At 56.5% G+C, this 23,669-nt stretch carries 22 protein-coding genes, 1 tRNA gene and 1 pseudogene; 17 read left to right on the top strand and 7 right to left on the bottom strand.

Annotated elements, in window-relative coordinates; genetic code table 11:
* Positions 1–33: 33 nt before the first annotated feature.
* On the bottom strand, positions 34–975 hold the full coding sequence (ygfZ, locus tag BLU75_RS16120; protein WP_084376955.1) for a CAF17-like 4Fe-4S cluster assembly/insertion protein YgfZ: 942 nt from the start codon (positions 973–975) through the stop codon (positions 34–36).
* Between the two features lie 137 nt (positions 976–1,112).
* Here ygfZ and BLU75_RS16115 point away from each other — a divergent pair, with 137 nt between their 5' ends.
* Entirely contained in the window at positions 1,113–1,367 is a 255-nt protein-coding gene (locus BLU75_RS16115) for an FAD assembly factor SdhE (protein ID WP_084376954.1), read from the top strand.
* Positions 1,351–1,803 (top strand): protein YgfX, encoded by a 453-nt coding sequence (locus BLU75_RS16110; protein WP_084376952.1) that lies wholly within the window; start codon positions 1,351–1,353, stop codon positions 1,801–1,803. The genes BLU75_RS16115 and BLU75_RS16110 overlap by 17 nt, the downstream gene beginning before the upstream one ends.
* Here the strand turns inward: BLU75_RS16110 and nadB are convergent.
* A complete protein-coding gene (gene nadB / locus BLU75_RS16105) occupies positions 1,772–3,388 on the bottom strand; it encodes an L-aspartate oxidase (RefSeq protein WP_084376950.1) in 1,617 nt (538 codons plus the stop codon). The genes BLU75_RS16110 and nadB overlap by 32 nt on opposite strands.
* Before the next feature lie 468 nt (positions 3,389–3,856).
* Here nadB and rpoE point away from each other — a divergent pair, with 468 nt between their 5' ends.
* The 4 genes from rpoE to BLU75_RS16085 all read left to right on the top strand — a co-directional run bounded on the left by rpoE (position 3,857) and on the right by BLU75_RS16085 (position 7,711).
* Positions 3,857–4,438, top strand: coding sequence for an RNA polymerase sigma factor RpoE (rpoE, locus tag BLU75_RS16100; protein WP_003172477.1), 582 nt, complete (start codon positions 3,857–3,859; stop codon positions 4,436–4,438).
* 32 nt (positions 4,439–4,470) lie between these two features.
* Positions 4,471–5,058, top strand: a complete 588-nt coding sequence (locus tag BLU75_RS16095) for a sigma-E factor negative regulatory protein (RefSeq protein WP_084376948.1) — start codon at positions 4,471–4,473, stop codon at positions 5,056–5,058.
* Positions 5,059–5,074: 16 nt separating this feature from the next.
* Complete coding sequence (locus BLU75_RS16090; RefSeq protein ID WP_084376947.1) at positions 5,075–6,031, top strand: MucB/RseB C-terminal domain-containing protein; 957 nt, start codon at positions 5,075–5,077, stop codon at positions 6,029–6,031.
* A 249-nt stretch (positions 6,032–6,280) separates the two neighbouring features.
* Positions 6,281–7,711, top strand: coding sequence for a DegQ family serine endoprotease (locus BLU75_RS16085; protein ID WP_084376945.1), 1,431 nt, complete (start codon positions 6,281–6,283; stop codon positions 7,709–7,711).
* Between the two features lie 72 nt (positions 7,712–7,783).
* Here the strand turns inward: BLU75_RS16085 and BLU75_RS16080 are convergent, their stop codons facing one another.
* Complete coding sequence (locus tag BLU75_RS16080) at positions 7,784–9,217, bottom strand: M48 family metalloprotease (RefSeq protein ID WP_084376943.1); 1,434 nt, start codon at positions 9,215–9,217, stop codon at positions 7,784–7,786.
* A gap of 96 nt (positions 9,218–9,313) precedes the next feature.
* Here BLU75_RS16080 and BLU75_RS16075 point away from each other — a divergent pair, with 96 nt between their 5' ends.
* On the top strand, positions 9,314–9,553 hold the full coding sequence (locus BLU75_RS16075; protein WP_084376941.1) for a sulfurtransferase TusA family protein: 240 nt from the start codon (positions 9,314–9,316) through the stop codon (positions 9,551–9,553).
* 44 nt (positions 9,554–9,597) lie between these two features.
* Here the strand turns inward: BLU75_RS16075 and BLU75_RS16070 are convergent, their stop codons facing one another.
* Both BLU75_RS16070 and BLU75_RS16065 read right to left on the bottom strand, forming a co-directional pair.
* Entirely contained in the window at positions 9,598–10,071 is a 474-nt protein-coding gene (locus BLU75_RS16070) for a peroxiredoxin (RefSeq protein ID WP_084376940.1), read from the bottom strand.
* 10 nt (positions 10,072–10,081) lie between these two features.
* A complete protein-coding gene (locus tag BLU75_RS16065; protein WP_032857877.1) occupies positions 10,082–10,642 on the bottom strand; it encodes a glycine cleavage system transcriptional repressor in 561 nt (186 codons plus the stop codon).
* A 273-nt stretch (positions 10,643–10,915) separates the two neighbouring features.
* On the opposite strand from BLU75_RS16065, the gene dapA reads away from it, so the two are divergent.
* From dapA to BLU75_RS16040, 5 genes are all read left to right on the top strand, one after another.
* Entirely contained in the window at positions 10,916–11,794 is an 879-nt protein-coding gene (gene dapA / locus BLU75_RS16060; protein ID WP_084376938.1) for a 4-hydroxy-tetrahydrodipicolinate synthase, read from the top strand.
* 17 nt (positions 11,795–11,811) lie between these two features.
* Positions 11,812–12,930, top strand: coding sequence for an outer membrane protein assembly factor BamC (bamC, locus tag BLU75_RS16055; RefSeq protein ID WP_084376936.1), 1,119 nt, complete (start codon positions 11,812–11,814; stop codon positions 12,928–12,930).
* 4 nt (positions 12,931–12,934) lie between these two features.
* Positions 12,935–13,693, top strand: coding sequence for an MBL fold metallo-hydrolase (locus BLU75_RS16050; RefSeq protein WP_084376934.1), 759 nt, complete (start codon positions 12,935–12,937; stop codon positions 13,691–13,693).
* A gap of 28 nt (positions 13,694–13,721) precedes the next feature.
* Positions 13,722–14,435, top strand: a complete 714-nt coding sequence (purC, locus tag BLU75_RS16045) for a phosphoribosylaminoimidazolesuccinocarboxamide synthase (RefSeq protein WP_084376932.1) — start codon at positions 13,722–13,724, stop codon at positions 14,433–14,435.
* Between the two features lie 83 nt (positions 14,436–14,518).
* A tRNA-Ser gene (locus BLU75_RS16040) sits at positions 14,519–14,608 on the top strand.
* 583 nt (positions 14,609–15,191) lie between these two features.
* On the opposite strand, the gene BLU75_RS16035 is transcribed toward BLU75_RS16040, so the two are convergent.
* Together BLU75_RS16035 and BLU75_RS16030 are read right to left on the bottom strand one after the other, a co-directional pair.
* A protein-coding gene (locus BLU75_RS16035; protein WP_090221506.1) for an IS3 family transposase occupies positions 15,192–16,342 on the bottom strand; the annotation gives its coding sequence in 2 pieces (ribosomal slippage) (positions 15,192–16,099 and positions 16,099–16,342; 1,152 coding nt in all).
* A gap of 66 nt (positions 16,343–16,408) precedes the next feature.
* A pseudogene (locus BLU75_RS16030) lies at positions 16,409–17,209 on the bottom strand (IS5 family transposase); the annotation flags it as partial.
* A 395-nt stretch (positions 17,210–17,604) separates the two neighbouring features.
* Between BLU75_RS16030 and fimA the strand changes: the two are divergent.
* The 5 genes from fimA to BLU75_RS16005 all read left to right on the top strand — a co-directional run bounded on the left by fimA (position 17,605) and on the right by BLU75_RS16005 (position 23,663).
* Positions 17,605–18,165, top strand: coding sequence for a type 1 fimbrial major subunit FimA (fimA, locus tag BLU75_RS16025; protein ID WP_084376931.1), 561 nt, complete (start codon positions 17,605–17,607; stop codon positions 18,163–18,165).
* Between the two features lie 489 nt (positions 18,166–18,654).
* On the top strand, positions 18,655–19,365 hold the full coding sequence (locus BLU75_RS16020; protein ID WP_231982572.1) for a fimbria/pilus periplasmic chaperone: 711 nt from the start codon (positions 18,655–18,657) through the stop codon (positions 19,363–19,365).
* A 123-nt stretch (positions 19,366–19,488) separates the two neighbouring features.
* Positions 19,489–22,119 carry a fimbrial biogenesis usher protein gene (locus BLU75_RS16015; RefSeq protein WP_084376929.1) on the top strand — a complete coding sequence of 877 codons (2,631 nt, stop codon included), beginning with the start codon at positions 19,489–19,491 and terminating at the stop codon, positions 22,117–22,119.
* Positions 22,120–22,193: 74 nt separating this feature from the next.
* The gene (locus BLU75_RS16010) at positions 22,194–23,120 is read left to right on the top strand and encodes a fimbrial protein (RefSeq protein WP_157720779.1); all 927 of its coding nucleotides are present in this window, start codon (positions 22,194–22,196) and stop codon (positions 23,118–23,120) included.
* Between the two features lie 12 nt (positions 23,121–23,132).
* Entirely contained in the window at positions 23,133–23,663 is a 531-nt protein-coding gene (locus tag BLU75_RS16005) for a fimbrial protein (RefSeq protein ID WP_084376925.1), read from the top strand.
* The last annotated feature ends 6 nt before the right edge of the window (positions 23,664–23,669 follow it).

The following is a 23,669-nucleotide window of genomic DNA, read 5'->3' as shown; positions in this document are numbered from 1 at the left end:
ATGATCTCTAGGGTATTGCAAAAGGTGCAGCGCTTAGCGCTGGATCTCGCGATCACGGTCCAGTGAGTAAGGCAGGTCGAGCAAACGCAGCCCGGGACCCTCCAGCGTACCTAAATGCACAGCGCCGCTATCGGCAGCTTCGGCTTGCAGCACTGCGAGAAGTTCGATCACTTCGTCGGCCTGCGCGGCGATGACGACTTCGCCGATAGCGCTGTTATGGCTGGGCGAAAACAGCTGGGCCCCCGGCTCGGGCGGCACAGTGCTATCGAGGCTCAGGCGATAGAGACGACGCTTGAGCTTGCCCAGGTATTGCATGCGCGCAACGATTTCCTGTCCGGTATAGCAGCCTTTCTTGAAGCTGACGCCGCCGACGGCTTGCAAGTTGAGCATCTGCGGGATGAACAGCTCGCGGGTCTGTGCCATGACCTGGCCGATGCCGGCCCGGATCTGTCCCAGTAACCAGCTGTTCAGATCGCCTTCGCGCAGTTGCGCGGCCAGTTGCTCATGCAGCGCCTGGGCGTGCGCGGCTGGCACCCACAGTTCGGCGCGGCCGGGGGAGACACGAATGGCAATCAGCTCATTGGCGCGCGCGACGCTGTCGGTCTCGGCCGGCAGTTCAAGGCCCAGGCTGGCCATTGTCTGATCGGCGTCTGTCAGGCCAAAACGTACCCAGGCCGCGCTTTCATCGGTCAGTTTGGATTTGGAAAAGACCGCGTATTTTTTCAGGTCCGCCAGTTGTGGTTCGAGCAGTTCGCTGGCCATCGCCAACAGCACGCCATCACCTTGCAATACGATCCTGAAACTCGATTGCATGCGGCCTTTTTGGGTGCAGCGGGCGCCGAGGCTGGCGTGGGTGTCACTGAGGTAATTGAGGTTGCAGGTCAATTGTCCCTGGAGGAACTTGGCCGCGTCGGCGCCGCGAACAGCCAGGACGCCTTCGTGGGACAGCGGGCAGAAAAAAGCAGAGTCAGCCATGGGTCATCGCAGTTGGAAAGTCATGGGTGCATCATAGAGAGGTGTCCGGCAAATGGGTAGTTTCATGCGCCCGACCAAAGCCGACTGTTGCGCGGGGCCGGGGCCTGTATACTTGCGCTCTATTTGAGGAGCGCTCCATGGTCGAAGATGTAGAACTCAATCGCCTCTACTGGCACAGCCGTCGTGGCATGCTTGAGCTGGATGTGTTGCTGGTGCCGTTCGTCAGGGAGGTCTATGCGACGCTCAATGACGTGGACCGCGAATGTTACCGCAAGCTGCTGGAATGCGAAGATCAGGACATGTTTGGCTGGTTCATGGAACGCTCCGAATCGGAAGATCCAGAATTGCAACGGATGGTCCGGATGATTCTGGATCGTGTCCAGCCCAAGTAATGCCTTCGAATGCCGCTGGCACGCTTCCGGGCGATTGCTGGCGGCGTATCTCCTCGCCCAGTTGCTCGCGCTGGGCGCGCTTTGCTTCCTTGCTGTTCCCCCCGGGTTGGCCCTGTCGGCGGCGGCGTTGTGCCTGGCCCATGCTGGCTGGGTCTTGCCGCGTCAAATCCTGCTGACTCACCGTTCATCGATCCGCGGCTTGCGTCGGGACGCCGATGGCTGGCAGTTATGGAGCGCGGCGCGGGGCTGGCACAGTGTGCAATTGCGTCCTGACAGCCTGGCTCTGCCGTTGATTGTGGTGCTGCGCTATCGGTTGCAGGGCGAATGGTGGGTGCGATCGATCTGCGTGCCGGCGGATTCACAGACCGCCGATGTGCATCGGCGCCTGCGCGTGCGCTTGAAGTTCAGTCGCCGTAGGTGGCTGGCACCAGAATAGTGTCGAGGGCCACCGGCAACATTTGGGGGTAGTCGAGGGTGTAATGCAGGCCTCGGCTTTCCTTGCGTTCCATGGCCGAGCGAATCATCAGTTCGGCGACTTGTGCCAGGTTGCGCAGTTCGATCAGGTCGCGGCTGACTTTATAGTTGCTGTAGAACTCGTCGATCTCGTCCAGCAACAGTCGGACCCGATGTTGCGCTCGCTGAAGACGCTTGTTGGTGCGAACGATCCCCACGTAGTCCCACATGAAGCGCCGCAGTTCGTCCCAGTTGTGGGCGATGATGACGTCTTCGTCGGAGTCGGTAACCTGGCTGGCATCCCAGCGGGGCAGGGCGGCTGGCACCGGTGTGCGCGGCAGTTGCTCGAGGATGTCGGCGGCGGCGGAGCGGGCGTAGACGAAACATTCCAGCAGTGAGTTGCTGGCCATGCGGTTGGCGCCGTGCAGGCCGGTGAAGCTGGTTTCGCCAATGGCGTACAAGCCCGGCACGTCGGTGCGACCCCGTTGGTCGACCATCACGCCGCCGCAGGTGTAATGCGCGGCCGGGACCACCGGAATCGGGCCTTTGGTGATATCGATATTAAACGCCAGGCAGCGCTCATAGACCGTCGGAAAATGGCTCTTGATGAAGTCTTCGGGTTTGTGGCTGATGTCCAGGTAGACGCAGTCGATGCCCAAGCGCTTCATTTCGTGGTCGATGGCGCGGGCTACGATGTCGCGCGGTGCAAGTTCGGCCCGTGGGTCGAAACGCTGCATGAACCGCTCGCCATTCGGCAGTTTGAGGTGTGCACCTTCTCCCCTCAGGGCTTCGGTGATCAGGAAACTCTTGGCTTGAGGGTGATACAGGCAGGTGGGGTGGAATTGGTTGAACTCCAGGTTCGCCACTCGGCAGCCTGAACGCCAGGCCATGGCGATGCCATCTCCGCAGGCTCCGTCGGGGTTGCTGGTGTACAGATAAACTTTTGCGGCGCCGCCCGAGGCCAGGAGGGTGAAACGGGCACCATAGGTGTCGACTTCACCGCTGGCCCGGTTGAGTACGTAGGCGCCCAGGCAGCGTTCACCCGGCAGACCGAGGCGCTTTTCGGTGATCAGGTCGACGGCGACCCGTTGCTCCAGCAGTTCAATATTCGGTCGTTGTCGGGCCTGGGTGAGCAGGGTCGTGAAAATCGCTGCGCCGGTGGCGTCGGCGGCATGGATGATCCGTCGATGGCTGTGACCGCCTTCGCGGGTCAGGTGGAACTCAAAGCCGCCATCGTCACTGCCGGAATGCTCGTCACGCGTAAAAGGCACGCCTTGATCGATCAGCCACTGAATGGCCTCCCTACTGTGCTCGACGGTGAAGCGCACCGCTTCTTCATTGCACAGGCCGCCCCCGGCGTTCAGCGTGTCTTCGACGTGGGATTGCACGGTGTCGGTGTCGTCCAGCACCGCGGCAACGCCGCCCTGGGCCCAGAAAGTCGAGCCATTGGCCAGGTCGCCCTTGCTCAGGACGGCTATGCGCAAATGGCTCGGCAAGGTCAGTGCAAGACTCAAGCCTGCGGCACCGCTACCAATCACTAGGACATCATGTTGAAACTGTTGGCTCATTTAAAGGATTCCGCAAAAAGCGATCCGAAGGGGAGGGCGCAAACAGGACGCCTGGATCGGCGAATCAAAGGGTCACACGGCCCACTAGTATATAGAGAGGGGGATCGGCACAATAGCGGGGTTCGTGGCGTTGTGAGACTACAGGTAACGAACGGCACGGCTTTCATCCGGCGGTCCGACGTGGGGGGAACTTTTTGCTTGAGTTTCAACTCCATAGCAGGATGCCCGAAAGCTGGGAAAGCGTTGGTTTGACTGATCGACCTGGAGCAAAAGGCGTGTCAGAAATCCGGCGACAAGATTATTCGCGCAGCCGGCGTTGCCCGCGCTGCGTTTTTCGTGTGTGCCAAAACAGTGCGCGCCGGAAACTTGCTTGAAGGGGGGAGAACTTTTGCGAAAAGACCGAGTCTATGTTTGCAAGCCTGATCGTTTAGTTATGCAAGCCTCCTTCAAGTACAACGAGGAGTGTTCATGCTAACCCAGGAAGAGGATCAGCAGCTTGTCGAGCGCGTACAGCGCGGCGATAAGCGCGCTTTTGATCTGCTAGTGCTGAAATATCAGCACAAAATTCTCGGGTTGATCGTGCGGTTTGTGCACGACACCCATGAAGCGCAGGACGTTGCACAGGAAGCCTTTATCAAGGCCTACCGTGCACTCGGTAATTTTCGCGGTGACAGTGCGTTTTACACGTGGCTGTATCGCATCGCCATTAACACGGCGAAGAACTATCTGGTTTCTCGCGGTCGCCGTCCACCCGACAGCGATGTGAGTTCGGAAGATGCTGAATTTTACGATGGTGATCACGGCCTCAAGGATCTCGAGTCGCCGGAGCGTGCTTTGTTGCGCGACGAGATTGAGGGCACCGTCCATCGCACTATCCAGCAATTGCCAGAAGATTTACGTACGGCGTTAACTTTACGTGAATTCGATGGTCTGAGTTACGAGGACATTGCGAGCGTCATGCAATGTCCGGTGGGGACCGTACGCTCCCGGATTTTCCGGGCTCGGGAAGCCATCGATAAAGCCTTGCAACCGTTGTTGCAGGAAAACTAAAGACAGCGGCGACAGCCAAGAGAGGAACCGCCATGAGTCGTGATGCCCTGCAGGAATCGCTGTCCGCAGTGATGGATAACGAAGCGGATGAACTGGAACTTCGTCGAGTGCTTAACGCATTTGATGACGCTGAAACCCGTGATACCTGGTCTCGTTACCAAGTCGCTCGGGCAGTGATGCACAAGGACCTGTTAGTCCCTCGTCTGGATATTGCTGCGGCCGTTTCTGCTGCACTGGCTGATGAAGTCACTCCGGCCAAAGCCACTCGCGGTCCTTGGCGTAGCCTGGGTCGCCTGGCGGTTGCTGCCTCTGTGACTGTTGCCGTATTGGCAGGTGTGCGCCTGTACAACCAGGACGAAATCGCCGGCGTCGAGTTGGCCCAGCAACCTCAGCAACCGGTTATGGCCGGTCCGCAGGTCAAGGGTCCAGCAGTGTTGGCCGGCTACAAGGAAAGCTCCGAAGCTGCCGGTCCAGTGACCAATGGTGTGCTTCAGGGGCAATCCGGCTGGCAAGATCAGCGTCTTCCGGGTTACCTGCGTCAACACGCTCAGGAATCAGCCCTGAAAGGCACTGAAAGCGCACTGCCATATGCCCGCGCTGCAAGTCTGGAAAACCGCTGAACCGCTAAGGAGCCTTATGCGTGCCATACCGCTCCTTGCGCTTCTGCTTAGTGGTTGGTCCACCGTACCTGCCCATGCCGACGAAGCTCAAGACTGGCTGAAACGTCTTGGGCGCGCCGAGCAGCACAGTTATCAAGGCACCTTCATCTACGAACGTAACGGTAGTTTTTCGACCCATGATATCTGGCATCGCGTCCAGGATGGCCAGGTCTGTGAACGGCTTTTGCAGTTGGACGGTTCTGCCCAGGAAATTGTCCGGGTCAACGGGCGTACCCAGTGCGTCAGCGGGACCTTGGTGGCCGGTTTGGAAAGTTCTCCGGGGGCTTCCTCCGGAGCGCTGGATCCACAAAAACTCTCTTCTGTTTACGAGCTTGCCGTCCTTGGCAAATCGCGTGTGGCTGCTCGTCAGGCAGTGATTCTTTCGGTGAAGCCCCGCGACCAGTATCGCTACGGATTCGAGCTGCACCTGGATCAGGAGACCGGCCTGCCGTTGAAGTCGTTGTTGCTCAACGACAAGGGGCAACTGCTGGAGCGTTTCCAGTTCACCCGGTTGAACACTGCCAAGACACCTGACGAGCATGATCTGCAGCCCAGTAGCGACTGCAAGCCGTTGCAACCCGCGAGTCCTGATCCATCAGGTGTGGCAGACATCCAGGCCTGGCATCTGGAGTGGCTACCCCCCGGTTTTCAACTGACCCGCAGCAGTGCCCGCAAGGATTCCCAGACCAAGGCCGTGGTCAACAGCCTGATGTATGAAGACGGCTTGGCGCGCTTCTCGGTGTTTCTGGAACCGGTCAATGATCCCAGTGTGGCCGAAACCCGCGTCCAGATAGGGCCAACCGTGGCCGTATCCCGACGCTTGACGACGCCGCAAGGCGAGATCATGGCGACGGTTGTCGGAGAAATTCCGCTTGGCACCGCTGAAAGGATTGCGCTGTCGGTTCGCAACGGTCCGGCACCTGCCAAACCATGATTCGTTAATCCTGTGCTCATCCCGATCGTTCTCAGCACACAAGCAGGTGTCATCGATACCTGCTTGTGTGCTGAGAACATGAAATGTTCGGAGAGTATTTTCACTTGCAAAATCTCCATATGTTTTTTATAGGTCAGAACCTCTCGGCTCTGGCCTTGTTTTGTTCACGGAAAATTAACGTCGGTAGTAGTAGCCTTCGGCGTTTCTTGAACCCTGTCGCCCAACCTTGTTCGTCGTAACGGGAGCTGTATGTCGATACCACGTTTGAAATCTTACCTATCCATAGTCGCCGCGGTATTGGTGCTGGGTCAGGCCGTTACCGCGCAAGCGGTCGAGCTGCCTGACTTCACCGAGCTGGTGGAGCAGGCATCGCCTGCTGTCGTCAACATCAGTACCACCCAGAAACTGCCGGATCGCAAAGTCTCGAATCAGCAGATGCCGGACCTTGAAGGCCTGCCGCCGATGCTTCGGGAGTTTTTCGAACGTGGCATGCCCCAGCCGCGCTCACCCCGTGGTGGTGGCCAGCGCGAGGCTCAATCCCTGGGTTCGGGTTTCATCATTTCGCCTGATGGCTACATCCTCACCAACAATCATGTGATCGCGGATGCCGACGAGATTCTCGTCCGCCTGGCTGATCGCAGTGAGCTCAAGGCCAAGCTGGTCGGTACTGATCCGCGTTCCGACGTCGCGCTGTTGAAAATCGAGGGCAAGAACCTGCCTGTGCTGAAGCTGGGCAAGTCCCAGGATTTGAAGGCCGGGCAATGGGTCGTGGCAATCGGTTCGCCGTTTGGCTTTGACCACACTGTGACTCAAGGGATCGTCAGCGCCATCGGTCGCAGCCTGCCGAACGAAAACTACGTACCGTTCATCCAGACCGACGTGCCGATCAACCCGGGTAACTCCGGCGGTCCACTGTTCAACCTGGCAGGCGAAGTGGTCGGGATCAACTCGCAGATTTACACCCGCTCCGGTGGTTTCATGGGGGTGTCTTTCGCGATCCCGATTGATGTGGCCATGGACGTTTCCAACCAGCTCAAGGCGGGTGGCAAGGTCAGTCGTGGCTGGTTGGGTGTAGTGATTCAGGAAGTGAACAAGGACCTGGCTGAATCCTTTGGCCTGGAGAAGCCGGCGGGCGCCCTGGTCGCGCAGATTCAGGACGGCGGTCCGGCTGCCAAAGGCGGTTTGCAGGTGGGTGATGTGATCCTGAGCATGAATGGCCAACCAATCGTCATGTCAGCTGACTTGCCGCATCTGGTCGGTGCGCTCAAGGCCGGCGGCAAGGCCAACCTTGAGGTGATTCGTGACGGCAAGCGCCGCAACGTCGAGCTGACCGTCGGTGCTATCCCCGACGAAGGTCAGGAGCTGGATGCCTTGGGCAACAAGGCCGGCACCGAGCGCAGCAGCAATCGCCTGGGCATTGCCGTGGTCGAACTGACCGATGAGCAGAAGAAGAGCTTCGACCTTCAGAGCGGCGTTGTGATCAAGGAGGTCCAGGACGGTCCTGCAGCCTTGATCGGTTTGCAGCCGGGTGATGTGATCACTCACTTGAACAACCAGGCGATCAATTCCACCAAGGAGTTCACCAGCATCGCCAAGGCGCTGCCGAAGAACCGTTCGGTGTCGATGCGAGTCCTGCGCCAGGGCCGTGCAAGCTTCATCACCTTCAAGTTGGCAGAGTAATCCGCTAACCGCAGGTCGATAAAAAGCCCCGTTCTCGGTACACGAGAGCGGGGCTTTTTTGTGCGTCTCGGGTCAGCTCATCATGTCTTTGACCAGGCGCTCCTGTTCGATTAGCTCGCGCTGGCGCGCGTCAATCCGCGACGACAAGGGAAAGTTGTTGCCGGCACGACGCTTGGCGAAGTCCAGCTGCTGAATAGCCTGTTGGTAATCACCGACAAGGGCGAAATATTCGGCGCGGGCCTGATGCAAGCCTATGATGTTGCCCGACAAACCACGGGTCTCGGCCACTTGATACCAGACGTCCGGATCGTCCGGACGCGACTTGAGCAAGCTTTCAAGGGCTTTCTCCGCCTCTGCCGTACGGTTCTGCTTGAGTAGCAGGCCTACGCGTACCTGATTCAGCGGATAATTGCCGGGGTATTGCGCGAGCATCCGGTCCACTCGCTGTTGAGCATCCGGCATACGATTGTTGATGATGTCCAGCTCGATCTGCGCCAGATTGTAGATGACGTCGTTGGGAGCCTTGGCCAGCAACGGCTTGAGGTTTTCCCGTGCTTCATTTAGCTGCGTGCCTTTGATTTGGGCGATGGCCAGGCCATACCGCGCAACGTCGCTTTTCGGGTTTTCGTCCAGTTGCGCGCGGAAACGCTTGGCAGCCAGTCCCGGTGTATCTTCGTAGTACAGCTGAACCCGGGCGCGAATCAGTTGATAGCGCAAGCTGTCTTCCTTGCCACCGGTACTTGCCTGTTCGGCGCGGTTGCGGGTGTCGGCAATACGCGACTCGGTTACCGGGTGAGTCAGCAGGAATTCCGGTGGCTTGGCGTCGAAGCGGTACTGACGCATCAAGCGCTCGAACATGGTTGGCATGGAGCGCGGATCGTAGCCGGCCTTTTCCAGGTTGAGGATGCCGATACGGTCCGCTTCCTGTTCATTCTGCCGGGAGAAGCGTCGCTGTTCCTGGATCGCTGCCGCCTGGCTGCCGGCAATCGCCGCAATGCCGGCATCACCGGCGCCGGCCGCTGCAGCGATGATCCCGCCGAGCAGGACGGCCATCATCGGCAATTGCATCCGTTGCTGAGCTTCCACGCCTCGGGCGAAGTGACGTTGGGACAAGTGCGCCAGTTCGTGGGCCATGACCGAGGCATATTCACCTTCGGTCTGGGCGTTGAGGAACAGGCCGCCGTTGACCCCGACAATCCCGCCCGGTGCGGCAAAGGCGTTCAATTGCGGACTGTCGATCAGGATGAACTCCAGGCGCCGGTCATTGACCTGGCTGGTCTCCACCAGTTTATAAACGCTGGTTTCGACATAATCCTTGAGCTGCGGGTCATTGAGTGCTGACACCTGGCCACGCAGGTACGCCAGCCACGCCCGACCCAGTTGGTGTTCCTGTTGAGGCGAGACAATGGCAGAACTGGCGTCGCCAAGTGACGGCAGGTCGTCAGCGAAGCCTGGAGAGGCAAGCAGGCAAGCCAGCGTCAGCAGGGTAGGGCGCAAAAAAGTCATGCACAAAGCCTTTCGACAAAGATCTTACTGTAGCCGGACACTGAGCTTGGGACCAGATATTCTAAGGGGCCCTTGATGCGCTCCCGGAGTAAGACCATGACTGACGCTGTAGCCCATGATGCCGAGCTGGATGCCAGCGGTCTCAACTGCCCGTTGCCACTGCTCAAGGCCAAGATGGAGCTCAATCGGCTGGGCAGTGGCGCGGTGCTCAAGGTGATTGCCACGGATGCGGGCTCCCAACGGGATTTCCGCACGTTTGCCAAATTGGCGGGGCATGCGCTGTTGCGTGAGGAGGTCGAAAGCGGCGTCTTCTATTACTGGTTGCGTAAAGCCTGAGCCGCCTGAAAGTACCTGTGCCTGTTGTCGGATCGCGGTAATGCTCAGGCCTTGTTCAAGGCCTGGGCAGCTGCCAGTACGGCATCCACATGGCCCGGGACTTTCACCCCGCGCCACGCCTGGCGCAGGACGCCATCCTTGTCGATCAGAAAGGTACTGCGATCAACGCCGAGGTATTCCTTGCCGTACAGTTTCTTCAGCTTGATCACCTCGAACAGCTGGCAAACCGCTTCATCCTTGTCGCTGATCAGCTCGAAGGGAAACGCCTGCTTGGCCTTGAAGTTCTCATGGGACTTCACACCGTCCCGGGATACTCCGAATATTTCGGTGTTGGCGTCCTGAAAGGCTGCGTACTGGTCACGAAAACCCTGGCCTTCGGTGGTGCAACCCGGTGTGCTGTCTTTTGGGTAGAAGTAGAGCACCACTTGCTTGCCCTTGAGCGCGCCGAGGCTGACGGTTTGCCCGCTGGTCGCCTGGGCTTCGAAATCGGCTACCGGTTGGTCGATGACTACAGCCATGAGAATTTCCTTACATCGGGTTCTGTGGGCGCCATGGTTCGATCAGCGCATCGAGGTTCAAGGCATCGGCAAAGTCCAGGAACTGGTCACGCAGCCAACTGATTTGTACGCCGGCCGGCAAGGTCACGGTAAAGGTCGCGTTGAGCATGGTGCCGCCGGTCTGGGGAGCCTGGTAGGTGTCGCAGGTCAGGTTTTCCAGTTCGACGTTGTGGTCGATAAAGAACTGGCACAGTTCGTTGACGATGTCCGAACGGTAGGCCGAGCTGACATAGGCCACATACGGCAGGGCCTGGGGACGATTCTCCAGGGCCGCGCTGCGCACTACATTGACGGTGAAGTCGTGTTTCTTGGCCAAGGTGGGCAAGCCCGCCTCCAGGCGCGCCAAGGCGTCCCAGGACCCGGAAATCTGCAGGACCAGCGCGCTGCATTCGCCATGGCGGGTCAGACGAGAGGTCACGACGGCGCAGCGATTTTCATGGCTGGCGCGGCACAGGACGTTAGTCAGCTCCATGGGGTTGGCGCCAAGGGCACTGATGACAAGGAATTGTTCGCGGACTGTGGGGGTGGACATGCAGCATTCCTAAAGCGATGAGCGGTCGATACGTAAGTACTGATATCGATCAAAGGATCAAGGGTAGCGAAAAGCGCCGCCAAGGGATAGGAGGTGGCGTTTTCATTGCGTGATCGCCCGCCTCAAACCCAGCCGTGCAGCCCGCGTTGGCCCAATGATGGCGTTGCCGGCAACTAAGTTGAGCCAGAACGCGTCCTTGGAGGGTACTTCGCTTGTGCAAGCATCTTGGCGCCAGTACCATTACGGCTCTCTTTTTCCGGCAGGAGCGGTTGCATGATTGCGGGCAGTATGGTGGCACTGGTCACACCCATGGATGCACAAGGTAATCTCGACTGGGATAGCCTTGGCAAACTGGTGGACTTCCACCTGCAAGAAGGCACCAACGCCATTGTAGCGGTTGGCACCACCGGTGAGTCGGCGACGCTTGATGTGGAAGAACACATCGAGGTGATCGAGTTCGTGGTCAAGCGTGTGGCAGGGCGTATCGCCGTGATCGCCGGCACGGGCGCCAACTCGACGCGTGAAGCGATCGAATTGACCAAAAATGCCAAGAAGGCCGGCGCCGACGCCTGCTTGCTGGTGACCCCGTACTACAACAAGCCGACCCAGGAAGGCCTGTACCAGCACTTCAAGACCATCGCCGAAGCCGTCGACATCCCGCAGATCCTCTACAACGTGCCTGGCCGCACCGCTTGCGACATGCAGGCCGCGACCGTGATTCGGCTGTCCACCGTACCGAACATCATCGGTATCAAGGAAGCCACCGGTGACCTGCAACGCGCCAAGGACATCCTGGCCGGTGTGAACAGTGATTTCCTGGTGTACTCCGGCGACGATGCCACCGCTGTCGAGCTGATGCTGTTGGGTGGCAAGGGCAACATTTCGGTGACCGCCAACGTGGCGCCACGCGCCATGAGCGAGTTGTGTGCCGCGGCGATTGCCGGTGATGCGGTTACCGCACGGGCGATCCATGAGAAATTGATGCCGCTCAACAAAACACTGTTTATCGAATCCAACCCTATCCCCGTGAAATGGGCGTTGTTTGAAATGGGCATGATGCCGGACGGTATCCGTCTGCCGCTCACCCAGCTCAGCGAAGCCTGTCACGAACCGCTGCGACAGGCCCTGCGCCAGTCCGGCGTCCTGGTTTAATTGAGGAAGCACTACGCATGAAGCGATTGGCCGGACTTTCCGCACTTGCCTTGATTATCTCCAGCACCAGTGGTTGCGGTTGGGTCTGGGGCCCGGAAGGCTACTTCCGTGACCGCGGCAGCGATTACCTGGAAGCACAACAAACCGCTCCGATGCAATTACCGGCGGACGTCAACGTTGCCAAACGTCTTGATCCGTTGCTGCCGATCCCGCGCAACGTGGCCGACGACACGATCAAGGGCGAGTACGAAGTACCGCGCCCGCAGCCGATTGCCGCAGCCGCGGCGGATGCCAGCGATTACAGCCTGCAGAAGAGTGGCGACTCCCGCTGGATCGTGGCCCAGCGCCCGCCTGCCGAAGTCTGGCCAGTGGCCTTGCAGTTCTTCCAGGACAATGGCTTCCGTATCGACGAGCAGCGTCCACAGACCGGTGAATTCACCACCGCGTGGCAGCCGCCGAGCGAACTCTCGGCCAACCTGGCCAAGCGCTTGCAGTCCGGTGGCATTGCAGCTGACAGCGAAGCGCGGGTCCGCGTGCGTATCGAGCCAGGTGTGCAGCGCAATACCAGTGAAGTCTATGTAGTCAGCGCCGAGCGTCCTGCCGGTAGCACTGCCGCTGTTGAATTCAGCAATCGCTCGGTCAACACCGGTGTCGATTCCGCGCTGGTCGACGAGATGCTCGCGAGCATGAGCCGCATCTCCGAACAGGGTGGCTCCGTGTCCCTGCTCGCGGCCCGCGATTACGACACACCTAGCCGCGTCAGCCTCACCGAAGATGGCAGCGGTAACGTCGTGCTCAACCTGGGTGAAGACCTGGATCGCGCCTGGTCGAGTGTTGGCCGTGCGCTGGAGCAAGGGCCGTGGCGTGTCGAAGACATCAACCGCAGCCTGGGCCTGTACTACATCAACGTCGCGGAAAAAGCCGAGAAGAAAGATCAAGAGCGTGGCTTCTTCAGCAAACTGTTCGGCAGTGAACCGACCAAGGAAGAGGTCGAGACCCGCGCCGAGCGTTATCAAGTGCGCCTGAGCAAGGTCGGCGAGACCGTGCAAGTCACCGTCGAGAAAAATATCAACACCGTTGCGCCAGCTGAAACAGCGCGCAAAGTGTTGGGCGTGATTCAGGACAACCTGGGCTGATTCGATGCGTTTTGCTGTTCTCGGCAGCGGTAGCCAAGGGAACGGCACGCTTGTAGCCCACGACGACACGTACGTCCTGGTGGATTGTGGTTTCTCCCTGCGGGAAACCGAGCGGCGCCTGCTGCGACTGGGGGTTCACCCCACGCAACTGAGCGCGATCCTGGTGACCCACGAACATGCCGATCACGTGCATGGCGTGGGTTTGCTGTCTCGGCGCTACAATCTTCCGGTGTACCTGAGTCGCGGTACCTTGCGCGGGATGCGCAAACCGATTGATCCCGCAGGTTTCCTGGCCGGTGGCGAGCACCTGCAAATCGGCGCTTTGGGTATCGATGTGATTGCCGTTGCGCACGACGCTCAGGAGCCGACGCAATACGTGTTCAGTGACGGCGAGCGGCGTTTCGGCGTGCTCACCGACCTGGGTTCCTACTGCGCCAAGGTGCTGGAAGGTTATCGGGATCTCGATGCGCTGATGATCGAGTCCAACCACTGTCGCGACATGCTGGCCCGTGGTCACTACCCGTACTTTCTCAAGCAGCGGGTCGGCGGCGAGCTGGGACATTTGAACAACCACCAGGCGGCGTACCTGGTGTATGAGTTGGGCTGGCAAGACTTGCAACACCTGGTCCTGGCCCACCTGAGCAGCAAGAACAACCTGCCGCAGCTGGCCCGGCAATGTTTTGTCGACACCCTCGGGTGCGACCCGGACTGGCTGCAACTGGCCGATCAAGATTCAGGGCTCGACTGGCGACACATCGCCTAGCCCACCTACTTAGCAAGCGGAGCCCATCATGGAAAAACGTGAAGAACTCTACCGCGGCAAAGCCAAATCGGTTTACAAGACCGACGACGCCAACCGCTTGATCCTGCTGTTTCGCAACGACACCTCGGCGTTCGACGGCAAGCGCATCGAACAGCTCGATCGCAAAGGCATGGTGAACAACAAGTTCAACGCCTTCATCATGCAGAAGCTCGAAGCGGCCGGTGTCCCGACCCAATTCGACAAGCTGTTGGGCGACAACGAATGCCTGGTGAAGAAGCTCGACATGATTCCGGTCGAGTGCGTCGTGCGCAACTACGCCGCCGGCAGCCTGGTCAAGCGTCTGGGCGTGGAAGAGGGCCTCAAGCTCAACCCTTACACCTTTGAATTGTTCCTGAAAGACGATGCCAAAGGCGACCCGTTCATCAACGAATCCCACGTCGTGGCATTCGGTTGGGGCACCGCTGAGCAACTGGCGCGCATGAAAGAGCTGTCCCTCAAGGTCAACGACGTCCTGAGCAAACTGTTCGACGACGCCGGCCTACTGCTGGTGGACTTCAAGCTGGAATTCGGGGTGTTCCACGACGGCTCCATCGTCCTGGGTGACGAGTTCAGCCCGGACGGCTGCCGCCTGTGGGACAAAGACACGCGCAAGAAGATGGACAAGGACCGCTTCCGCCAGGGCCTCGGTGATGTTATCGAAGCCTACGAAGAAGTCGCCAACCGTCTCGGCGTACCGCTGTAATCGACGCAAGCATCTGATAGCACGGAAAAAAATCGCCTTGGCGCTTTGCTTCCCGGTAACAGGCTGTTATGATGCGCGCCGTTGGAGAGATGCCAGAGTGGCCGAATGGGACGGATTCGAAATCCGTTGTACCTTCACCGGTACCTAGGGTTCGAATCCCTATCTCTCCGCCACATTCTACTGAAAAGCCCCGTTTTTACGGGGCTTTTTTGTGTCTGGCCTTTTTGTTCCCCCATTTGTCCCCCCACGAGGATTTTTGAAAGTTATCTTAGCTGCTACATGGCTGGTAGGGGGGCTAGGGGTCGAGTGTCCGAATCATTCCGTCCCGACCATATTTTTCAATGATTTAGCCCAGTCTGGAAAGATTGGGCTTTTTCATGTCTGCGATTTAGGCTTTCTGGTAGTTAAATGGTAGTGAATTGAGACTTGCTGACGTCTTACGTCGCCCTGTCGGGTTGGCGGTTGCCGGACAGTTGTCAGCGCCAATGCAAGCTGCCCCTCTATCTCCAGGCTATTCAGTTGCAGGATGATTAGGTGATGGGTTGGTGATCGTGGCTGCTGAGCTAGACGTTGCCTCGGAGGGCTGTTCACTCTGGGGTTTTGTAAGTGACTGGTTGCAGGTCGGTGAGTCTTACCTGCGCTGTCATGCTGGTATTTTCTACGAGGCGGCTGACGCGCTTTTCTTTTCGCATGGCGTTACAGAGGCGTCCTGAGGTGCGGAGCCTAAGCCCTGAAGTTTGAATCGCCCCGGATTCTCTAGACACCTTGCAAGCTCATTGCGTAACGCTTTTCAAACTCTACCGGTGACAGCTGATTGTTGAAACCATGGCGGCGTTTTACGTTGTAGAACATCTCGATGTAATCGAACACATCACTCCGAGCATCTTCCCGAGTGGTGTAGATTTTTCGCTTGATCCGTTCCCGTTTCAGAAGCTGGAAAAAGCTCTCGGCCACGGCGTTGTCATGACAGTTGCCTCGGCGACTCATGCTGGCAACCAAATTGTTTGCCTTCAAAAAGCTGCGCCAATCGGAGCTGCTGTACTGGCTGCCTTGGTCGGAATGAACCATCACCTCTTGCTTCGGTTTACGCCTCCAAACCGCCATCAATAACGCATCAATGGCCAAATCACTGGTCATTTGCGACTTCATTGACCAGCCAACGACCTGACGAGAAAACAGATCAAGCACCACCGCCAAATACAACCAGCCTTCATACGTACGAATGTAGGTGATGTCGGTGACCCAAACCTTGTTGGGTTCCACGACATCGAACTGACGCTTCAGCAAATTGGGTGAGGCGACAGCTGGCTTACCGCCATACTTTCCAGGGCGGCGTCTATAACCTGTCTGAGAACGCAGACCTTCAAGACGCATCAGCCTCGCAACACGATGACGACCACAATCCTCACCGACCTCGCGCAGATCGTCATGAATTTTGCGGTAGCCATAAACGCCGCCGCTCTCCAGCCACGAATGCTTGATCAAGCCCAGCAATCGCTGGTCGTCTTTAGCGCGTGCAGATTGCGGTTCAGACAGCCAGGCGTAATAACCGCTGGGATGGACTTTAAGCGTCAGGCAAAGCCGTCGAATCGAATAGTCGCCCGCGCGCTGCTTGATAAAGGCGTACTTCAGCCGCACTCCTTGGCAAAGTACGCGGCGGCCGTTTTTAATATGTCTCGCTCTTCAGTGACGCGCTTGAGTTCCGCTCGCAGACGACGCAGTTCAGCGTGCTGATCTTCATCCTGCTGCCGTTCTTCTTGAGGTTTGCTGTAGCGCTTTATCCAGGCATAGAGGCTATGCGTCGACACGCCAAGACGGGCCGCTACCTCAGCGACAGGCCGCTTCTTTTCGGTCACTTGATTGACTGCTTGAATTTTAAATTCTTCGGGGTAACGCGGGTTGCTCATGGCACCTCCTAATTGGCTTCAGTTTAAGGCAAAGAGGTGTCTACGAAACCCGGGGCGATTCAGCACTTTGCAGTACTCGATTTTGCGCTTGGCCTTGTAGAGCAGGCTGCGTTTATTCAACCTGGAATAGGTGCTGCGCCGCGCTGCGATCTGCCAGATCACTTCACGCGTTTCGTGCTCATCACGCTTCTCTACACCGGTGTACCCGGCGTCTGCGTACACCGCGTTTTCTTCGCCATGTAACAGTTCGGCGACCTGCGTGACGTCGGTCGCGTTCGCCGCCGTGCCATGAACGTGATGAACCGGCCCCGACTCCACATCGGCCCCGATATGTGCCTTCATTCCGAAGAAATACTGGTTACCTTTCTTGGTCTGATGCATCTCGGGATCGCGCTTGCCGTCTTCGTTCTTGGTCGAGCTGGGAGCATGAATAATGGTGGCATCGACGATGGTGCTTTGGCGGAGTGAGAGGCCTTTTTCCTGTAAATAACCATTGATGACCGCAAGGATCGCAGGCGCCAGTTGGTGCTTTTCCAGCAAGTGCCGGAAGTTCATGATTGTGGTGTCTTCGGGGATCGGCGCACTCAGAGTCAAACCCGCGAACTGGCGTATGGGCGTGATTTCATACAGTGCCTCTTCCATCGCTGGGTCGCTCAGGGAGAACCAGTTTTGTAGCAGATGAATCCGCAGCATGGTTTCCAGCGGATAGGGTTTTCGACCACCGCCAGCCTTCGGGTAATACGGTTCGATCAGCTTTAGCAAAGCGCTCCAGGGCACGACCTGATCCATCTCGGTGAGGAAGCGTTCACGACGTGTCTGCTTGCGCTTGCCTGCGTATTCAAAGTCGGAAAAGCTCATCTGGCTCATGGGTAGCTCGGATCAGGGGACGGGCATATTTCAGCACATCTACGGACTTGTTCGGAGAATCCCTAGCTAAATTGAATTTTTAGGAGCGTTCCTATTGCGGGTTTGCTCGGCCAGTTGTTAGTTAATAAAGTAATAAAGAGAAATAGTAGATTTGTGAGTTGTTCAGCTCTGGTTGATTGTATTTTTTTGCGATTAATTGGGATTTAGGAGTACTCCTATATCGCGCGTGTTGCGAGCCCTTTAAGCTTCGGTTCGCAAGTGCAAGTGCAAGTGCAAGTGCAAGTGCAAGTGCAAGTGCAAGTGCAAGTGCAAGTGCAAGTGCAAGTGCAAGTGCAAGTGCAAATTAATTTTGTTTTTCAGTGTTTAAGCACTAATACCTATTCAGGAGCATAAAAATGCGTATTAACTCTTCTGTACAGATTTTTGTGGCGACGTCTTTGCTGATGTCCAGCATTGGTGTTATGGCTGCCCCGGTTCTGTCGAACGGTGGGACCGTGCATTTTAAAGGTGAAATTGTTAATGCTGCCTGCTCGGTCAGTGCCGACTCAGCGGACCAGACAGTAACGTTGGGGCAGTACCGATCTGCGAAGTTCAAAGCGGTAGGCGATAAAACTGGATTGGTTCCTTTCACTATCAAGTTGCAGGATTGTGACAGTACAGTTTCTTCCAAGGCTTCTGTGGCCTTCACTGGTGCCGCTGATGCTGCTGACCCTACCGTGCTTGCTGTCAGCAATATCGGTGGCGGTTCGTCCGGTGCAGCTAGCGGTGTGGGTATTGAAATATCCGATAGTCAGGGGGCAGTGTTAGTGCCCAATAGCGGGAAATTCTCTGCGGCTCACCAGCTGAAAGATGGCGACAACGTGTTGGCTCTCACTGCGCGTTATAAGTCAACGCTTGCGGCTGTGACGCCGGGTGCGGCAGACGCAGACGCAACCTTTACCATGCAATACGAGTAACGCTTCTGTAGCACACGGATACTAAGGACGACAGTGCTGCCAGGGAAGGTGGCAGGGCTAATCGCATCTGGGGGTTGTTTTTGAGTGCTAAACACCGCTATGCGCGACTCTGTTCTGTCGTTCTTTGACTGCTGTTGCTAGCAACAAATACAACGTACTGATCAACGGTGGGGTTGTTCATATCTGTGGTGCAATTACGGCACAAGCCTGCGGTGTTTCGGCCGAGAGCATCGTGCAAATTTCAGCATAGAGAGTGGTGAAAACTCTGCTGCCAGCGTCGAGCTGGCTAATTTTTGTAATGCCGGAAACGGCGTTGTGCCTAACGCTGCATCCGAGTCACTGGTTCTTCTGCGTGAGGGTGCGATGTTGTTTCGTTTTACCGCTCGTGAGAGGAACGATGGTAACGAGAATACCTGTACCTGGTTTGCTGTTTCGTACCAATGATCGATAACGGGCAGGCGGTGTACTTGTTAATTTAAAGGGGTTTTTGTGTTGATAAAGTACGCTTTACGCTTTCGCAATGTAACAGCTGGCTTAATTGTTGTATTCGGCTCCTTTTACACCTTAACGGCACAGGCTGGTGGTGTTGCACTGGGCGCAACGCGAGTTGTTTATCCGGCCGGCGCCAAACAAGTATCGATGGCGGTGAGCAACAGCGACAAAAAAAATCGTTTCCTGATTCAATCGTGGGTTGATGACGTTGCTGAGAAGAAGTCGTCAGACTTTGTGGTGACGCCACCATTGTTTGTCAGTAAACCCAAAAGTGAGAATACCTTACGCATCATGTATGTCGGCGCTGATTTGCCGAAAGATCGCGAAAGTGTATTTTGGCTAAACAGCAAGGCCATTCCTGCTGTTGAACGTGACGATGTACAGGATAAGAACGTACTGCAGATTGCTATCTTGTCGCGGGTCAAGTTGTTTGTGCGACCTGCCAATTTGCCTTCAACTGCTGCTGACGCACCTGGGCAATTGAAGTTCTCGCGTCAGGGCGAAGTGCTGAAGATTGAGAATCCATCGCCTTATTATGTTTCGCTCGTCAGTCTGGCGATCGGTACACGTAACTTGCCAAATACTATGGTTTCGCCGATGAGTAACAGTAGTGTGTCGATTCCAGACAGTGCCTCAGGAGCTGTCAGTTACCAAACAGTAAATGATTACGGCGCCATCACTCCTGTCACAACGGTGCCATTGAAGTAATAAGTTTGAATTACATTACCGCTTAATATTCTCACATGCTCAAGTAAATGATTTTCCATCGCTGCATGGAAACGTTTGAGAAGCGTCATGTTGCGCCGTGCTTTCAGGTGCTGGTAGGGGCTTATGCTAACGATTAACCTTAATAAATCTAAGTCTGTTGGCAGTGTTTTTTTTACGGTCAGCTTTTGCATGGCTTGCGTTGTCAGTACCGCCACGAAGGCAGAGGAGTTCTTTAACCCGGCCTTTCTGTCTGGTGACCCAACTGCGGTCGCCGACCTTTCGCGTTTTGAAAAAGGTGAAGGGGAGGCCCCGGGCAGTTACCGCGTTGAAATCTATTTGAATGATGAATATATGTCCACCCAGAACCTGTCGTTTGGAGCTCGCCAGCCTGCATCACAGGGCGAAGTGCAGTTGGATGACTCCGGGTTGAGTGCCTGCATTACCCGTGAGCATTTGGAGCGTGTGGGTGTGAAAGTTGAATCATTGACCTTGCTGCAAGGCGCTCTGCCGGATAAATGCATCGATCTGGCGGCAGCCATACCCCAGGCTGGGGCGCGGTTCGACTTTGAAGGTCAGCGTCTGTACATCAGCATCCCACAGGCTGCTCTAAAAAGTAATGCACGGGGCTACGTTTCTCCCGATGAGTGGGATGATGGCATTAACGCATTGTTGCTGAACTACAATTTTACCGGCAGCAACACCCGTAACAGTATGAGGGGGGGCAGCGCCAACTACGGTTTTCTGGGGTTGGACAGCGGTGTTAACTCGGGTGCCTGGCGTTTCCGTAACACGTCCAGCTTGATCTACAGCAACGGCCATGGACGCAGCACTAACGAATGGCAGAACATCAGTACCTATGCGCAACGCACGATTGCACCCTTGAAGTCAGAACTGACGTTAGGTGATAGCTCTACCCCGAGTGATGTTTTCAACAGTTTGGGATTTCGCGGCGCGCAATTGGCTTCAGATGACAACATGCTGGCGGACAGTTTGCGCGGGTTTGCACCTACCGTGAGAGGGATTGCCAACAGTAATGCCAAAATCACCATCAAACAAAATGGCTATGTCATTTATCAAACCTACGTCGCGCCAGGACCTTTTGAAATTAGTGATCTTTACCCTACCTCCAGCAGCGGGGACTTGAAAGTTACGGTGACCGAAGCTGATAGCTCGGAAAATACTTTCACTGTGGCCTACTCGGGAGTGCCGGTGCTGCAACGTGAAGGGCGGGTAAAGTATGCGCTGACGGTGGGGCAGTATCGCAGTAACACGATGGAACAGGGTAAACCAGGTTTTGGCCAAGGTACAGTTATCTGGGGCGGCCCGCATGGCATCACGCTTTATGGTGGCTCGCAACTCGCCAACAATTACACTGCCTTCGCCGTTGGGTCGGGGGTTAACCTGGGGACATGGGGCGCAGTGTCGGCAGATTTGACCCAGGCGAATAGCGTGCTCGCCGATGACAGCCGGCATCAGGGGCAATCATTGCGCTTCTTGTATGCCAAGTCGCTAAACCAGTTGGGCACTAACTTTCAATTGTTGGGCCATCGCTTTTCAACCCAAGGTTTTTATACGCTGGATGATACCAGTTACCGCCAAATGAGCGGGTACAAGGTGGATGCTCAAGATGGGCCGGTGGAGGTAAAACCGACCTACCAGGATTACTTCAACCTCAATTACACTCGCAAAGGCTATACGCAAGTGAGCGTCACCCAGCAATTGGGGAATAAAGGCTCGGTATTCCTGAGCGGCAGCCGTCAGTCCTACTGGAACAGCGACAAAACCGATGATCTATGGCAGTTGGGATATAGCGGCTTTTGGCGCGACATCAATTACAACGTGACGTATAGCTACAATAAAAGCGCGAACATGGGCGGTGCGGATAACCAGTTATCGTTGAACTTGTCTTTTCCGTTGGGTGACTGGCTGTTCAAGGGCGGCAAGAGCACCGACATTACCAGCTCCCGAAACACGATGTACGGCACTTATTCGGCTAATACCGATACGCACGGTCAGATGACCCAGCGTGCAGGTGTAAGTGGTACCGCAACGGCGGATAACAACCTGAATTACAGCGTACAACAAGGTTACGGTGACCAGGGGGGCGCAAGCGGAAGTGCGAATCTGCGCTATCAGGGCGGCTATGGCAACGGCTCTGCCGGTTACAGTTACAACCGAAACTACCAGCAAGTCACCGTTGGGCTGAGCGGCGGTTTAGTGGGCCACGCCGACGGCGTGACCTTCAGCCAGCCATTGGGGGATACCAACGTGTTGATCAAGGCGCCAGGCGCCACTGGAGTCAAGATTGAAAACGCGACCGGCGTCAGGACCGACTGGCGCGGCTACGCGGTGATGCCTTATGCAACCACCTATCACACCAATCGAATCGCACTGGACACCACCTCGCTCAAAGACAATGCCGATCTGGACGAACCCGTCATGAACGTAGTGCCTACCCGCGGTGCACTGGTAAGGGCCGAGTTCATCACGCGCGTCGGTGTAAGAGCACTGGTGACTCTGTTGCAAACCAACGGCCAACCTGTGCCGTTCGGTTCTACCGTTGAACGGCAGGACGGCAAAGGCGGCAGCATCGTCGGTGAAAACGGTCAGGTTTATCTGGCGGGCTTGCCGCTCACGGGAGACTTGTCTGTGAGCTGGGGACCGGGCACACGTCAGGCGTGTCACGCCCGCTATCAGTTACCCAAAAGCAGCGAAGGCAACGTCGTCAGTTACGCCAAAGTAGAGTGCCAGTGATGGTGGGGAGTAGGGTGGTAATCATGTTAAGCAGAGCGATTGGACTGTTGCTAATACTCAGTAGCGTCCCGGCAATGGCCGATTGTACTGGCTGCAATCAAGCAATCAATTTGACGCTGACTGAAACATTGGACAGCCATGCCAATGAGCCAGGGCAAACGAAGATTTCGTCAAACTTTGCCGTGAATCAATTTGATACTGGCTTCGGGATCGGGGAAAAGAGCAGCTCATTCACAAGTTTGAACGGTTCTATGCCGCGTTACGGCAGCCGACCTGATGGCTGGGTTTATCAGTCCGTGGATGATTATCTCGCGGTTGCTGTTCGAGCTCGCGGGATTTGCGGATATTCTTATGCTCCCTACAATCGGCCAGCTAATAACACGAGGACCTGTAAGCCTGGCCGAACAAGCGGACAAATGGTGGCTACGACTTGGGAGAGCTCAATTAAAATTACGAAAAAGATGGTAGGAGGCGTTTACCGGAAGAACCTATTACTAGGTACTTGGGGAGGATGTAAGGGGGTGGGGTGCAATACTCAAGAAGCTGTTTATGCAAAGGTATATTTGAACTATAGTATTACCGTCCCTGAAAATTGCGTGCTCAATGCGGGTGACATAGTAACAGTGGATTTTGGCAGCATCTCCACAGGCGCTTTCAAAACGGCCGGTGCCCAGGCAGAGGGGGTTAACCCCATAGCGCGATCCATCGCCCTGCAGTGCAGTAATATCCAACAGCAGGCCAGCCTGACGATGCGTGTTCAAGCCGATAATGTCAGGGGCAATGCCATTGTCTCGAATAATCCGGACGTCGGCTTCGTGGTCACCGACAAGAACGATAATCGCCTGACACCGAACGATATGAGAAGCCTTATTCCATTTAAGCTGGACAACAACGGTAGCGCGAACGTCACAATCAAAACCTTTCCGATCAGTGTTACCGGGCAAACGCCTACGGAGGGGCCTATTACCTCGCGGGCGTATCTTCGGGTGGACTTTGAATAACAGGAGGCTGCTATGCGAACATTAAATCGGCAGCTCGGGTTGTTGCTTCTATTGTTGTCCGGCTTTTCAAGCGTGACACAGGCAGAGTTGGCCAGGATTAACTTACACATGACCGCAACGTTAGTAGCCGCCAGCTGTGAGGTGAGTGTCGGTTCAGACGAGCATTATGTGTATATGGGCAAATGGTCGGTGCGGCAATCCACCAGTGCATTGTCAACAATGCCTGCGGCACGGTTTGTTATTAACCTGGAAAATTGCAGCGGTCTGAAAAAAGGCATTTCGGTCACCTTTAACGGCACTGCAAACCCGACTGACCCGACGCTGTTGGCTCTCACCGGGAACGGGTCCGCGAAAAATGTCGCGATTGCCCTTTTGGATCAGAACCGCTCATTCCTGCCACTCGGGCGAACCCTCTTAGTGCCTGCGCCTGGCAACGAGAGCCGAACTGCCGCGCTGGTGTTCTATAGTCAGTATCGTGCTACCGGTCCAGTGACGCCGGGGAAGGGAGATGCCGACGCAACCTTTAAGTTGAGTTATGAGTAGTCGCGA

It is taken from the genome of Pseudomonas mucidolens, assembly GCF_900106045.1.
GTDB lineage: Bacteria > Pseudomonadota > Gammaproteobacteria > Pseudomonadales > Pseudomonadaceae > Aquipseudomonas > Aquipseudomonas mucidolens.
The sequence above is the reverse complement of the archived record's forward strand: the minus strand, read 5'-3'. Positions and strand labels throughout refer to the sequence as shown.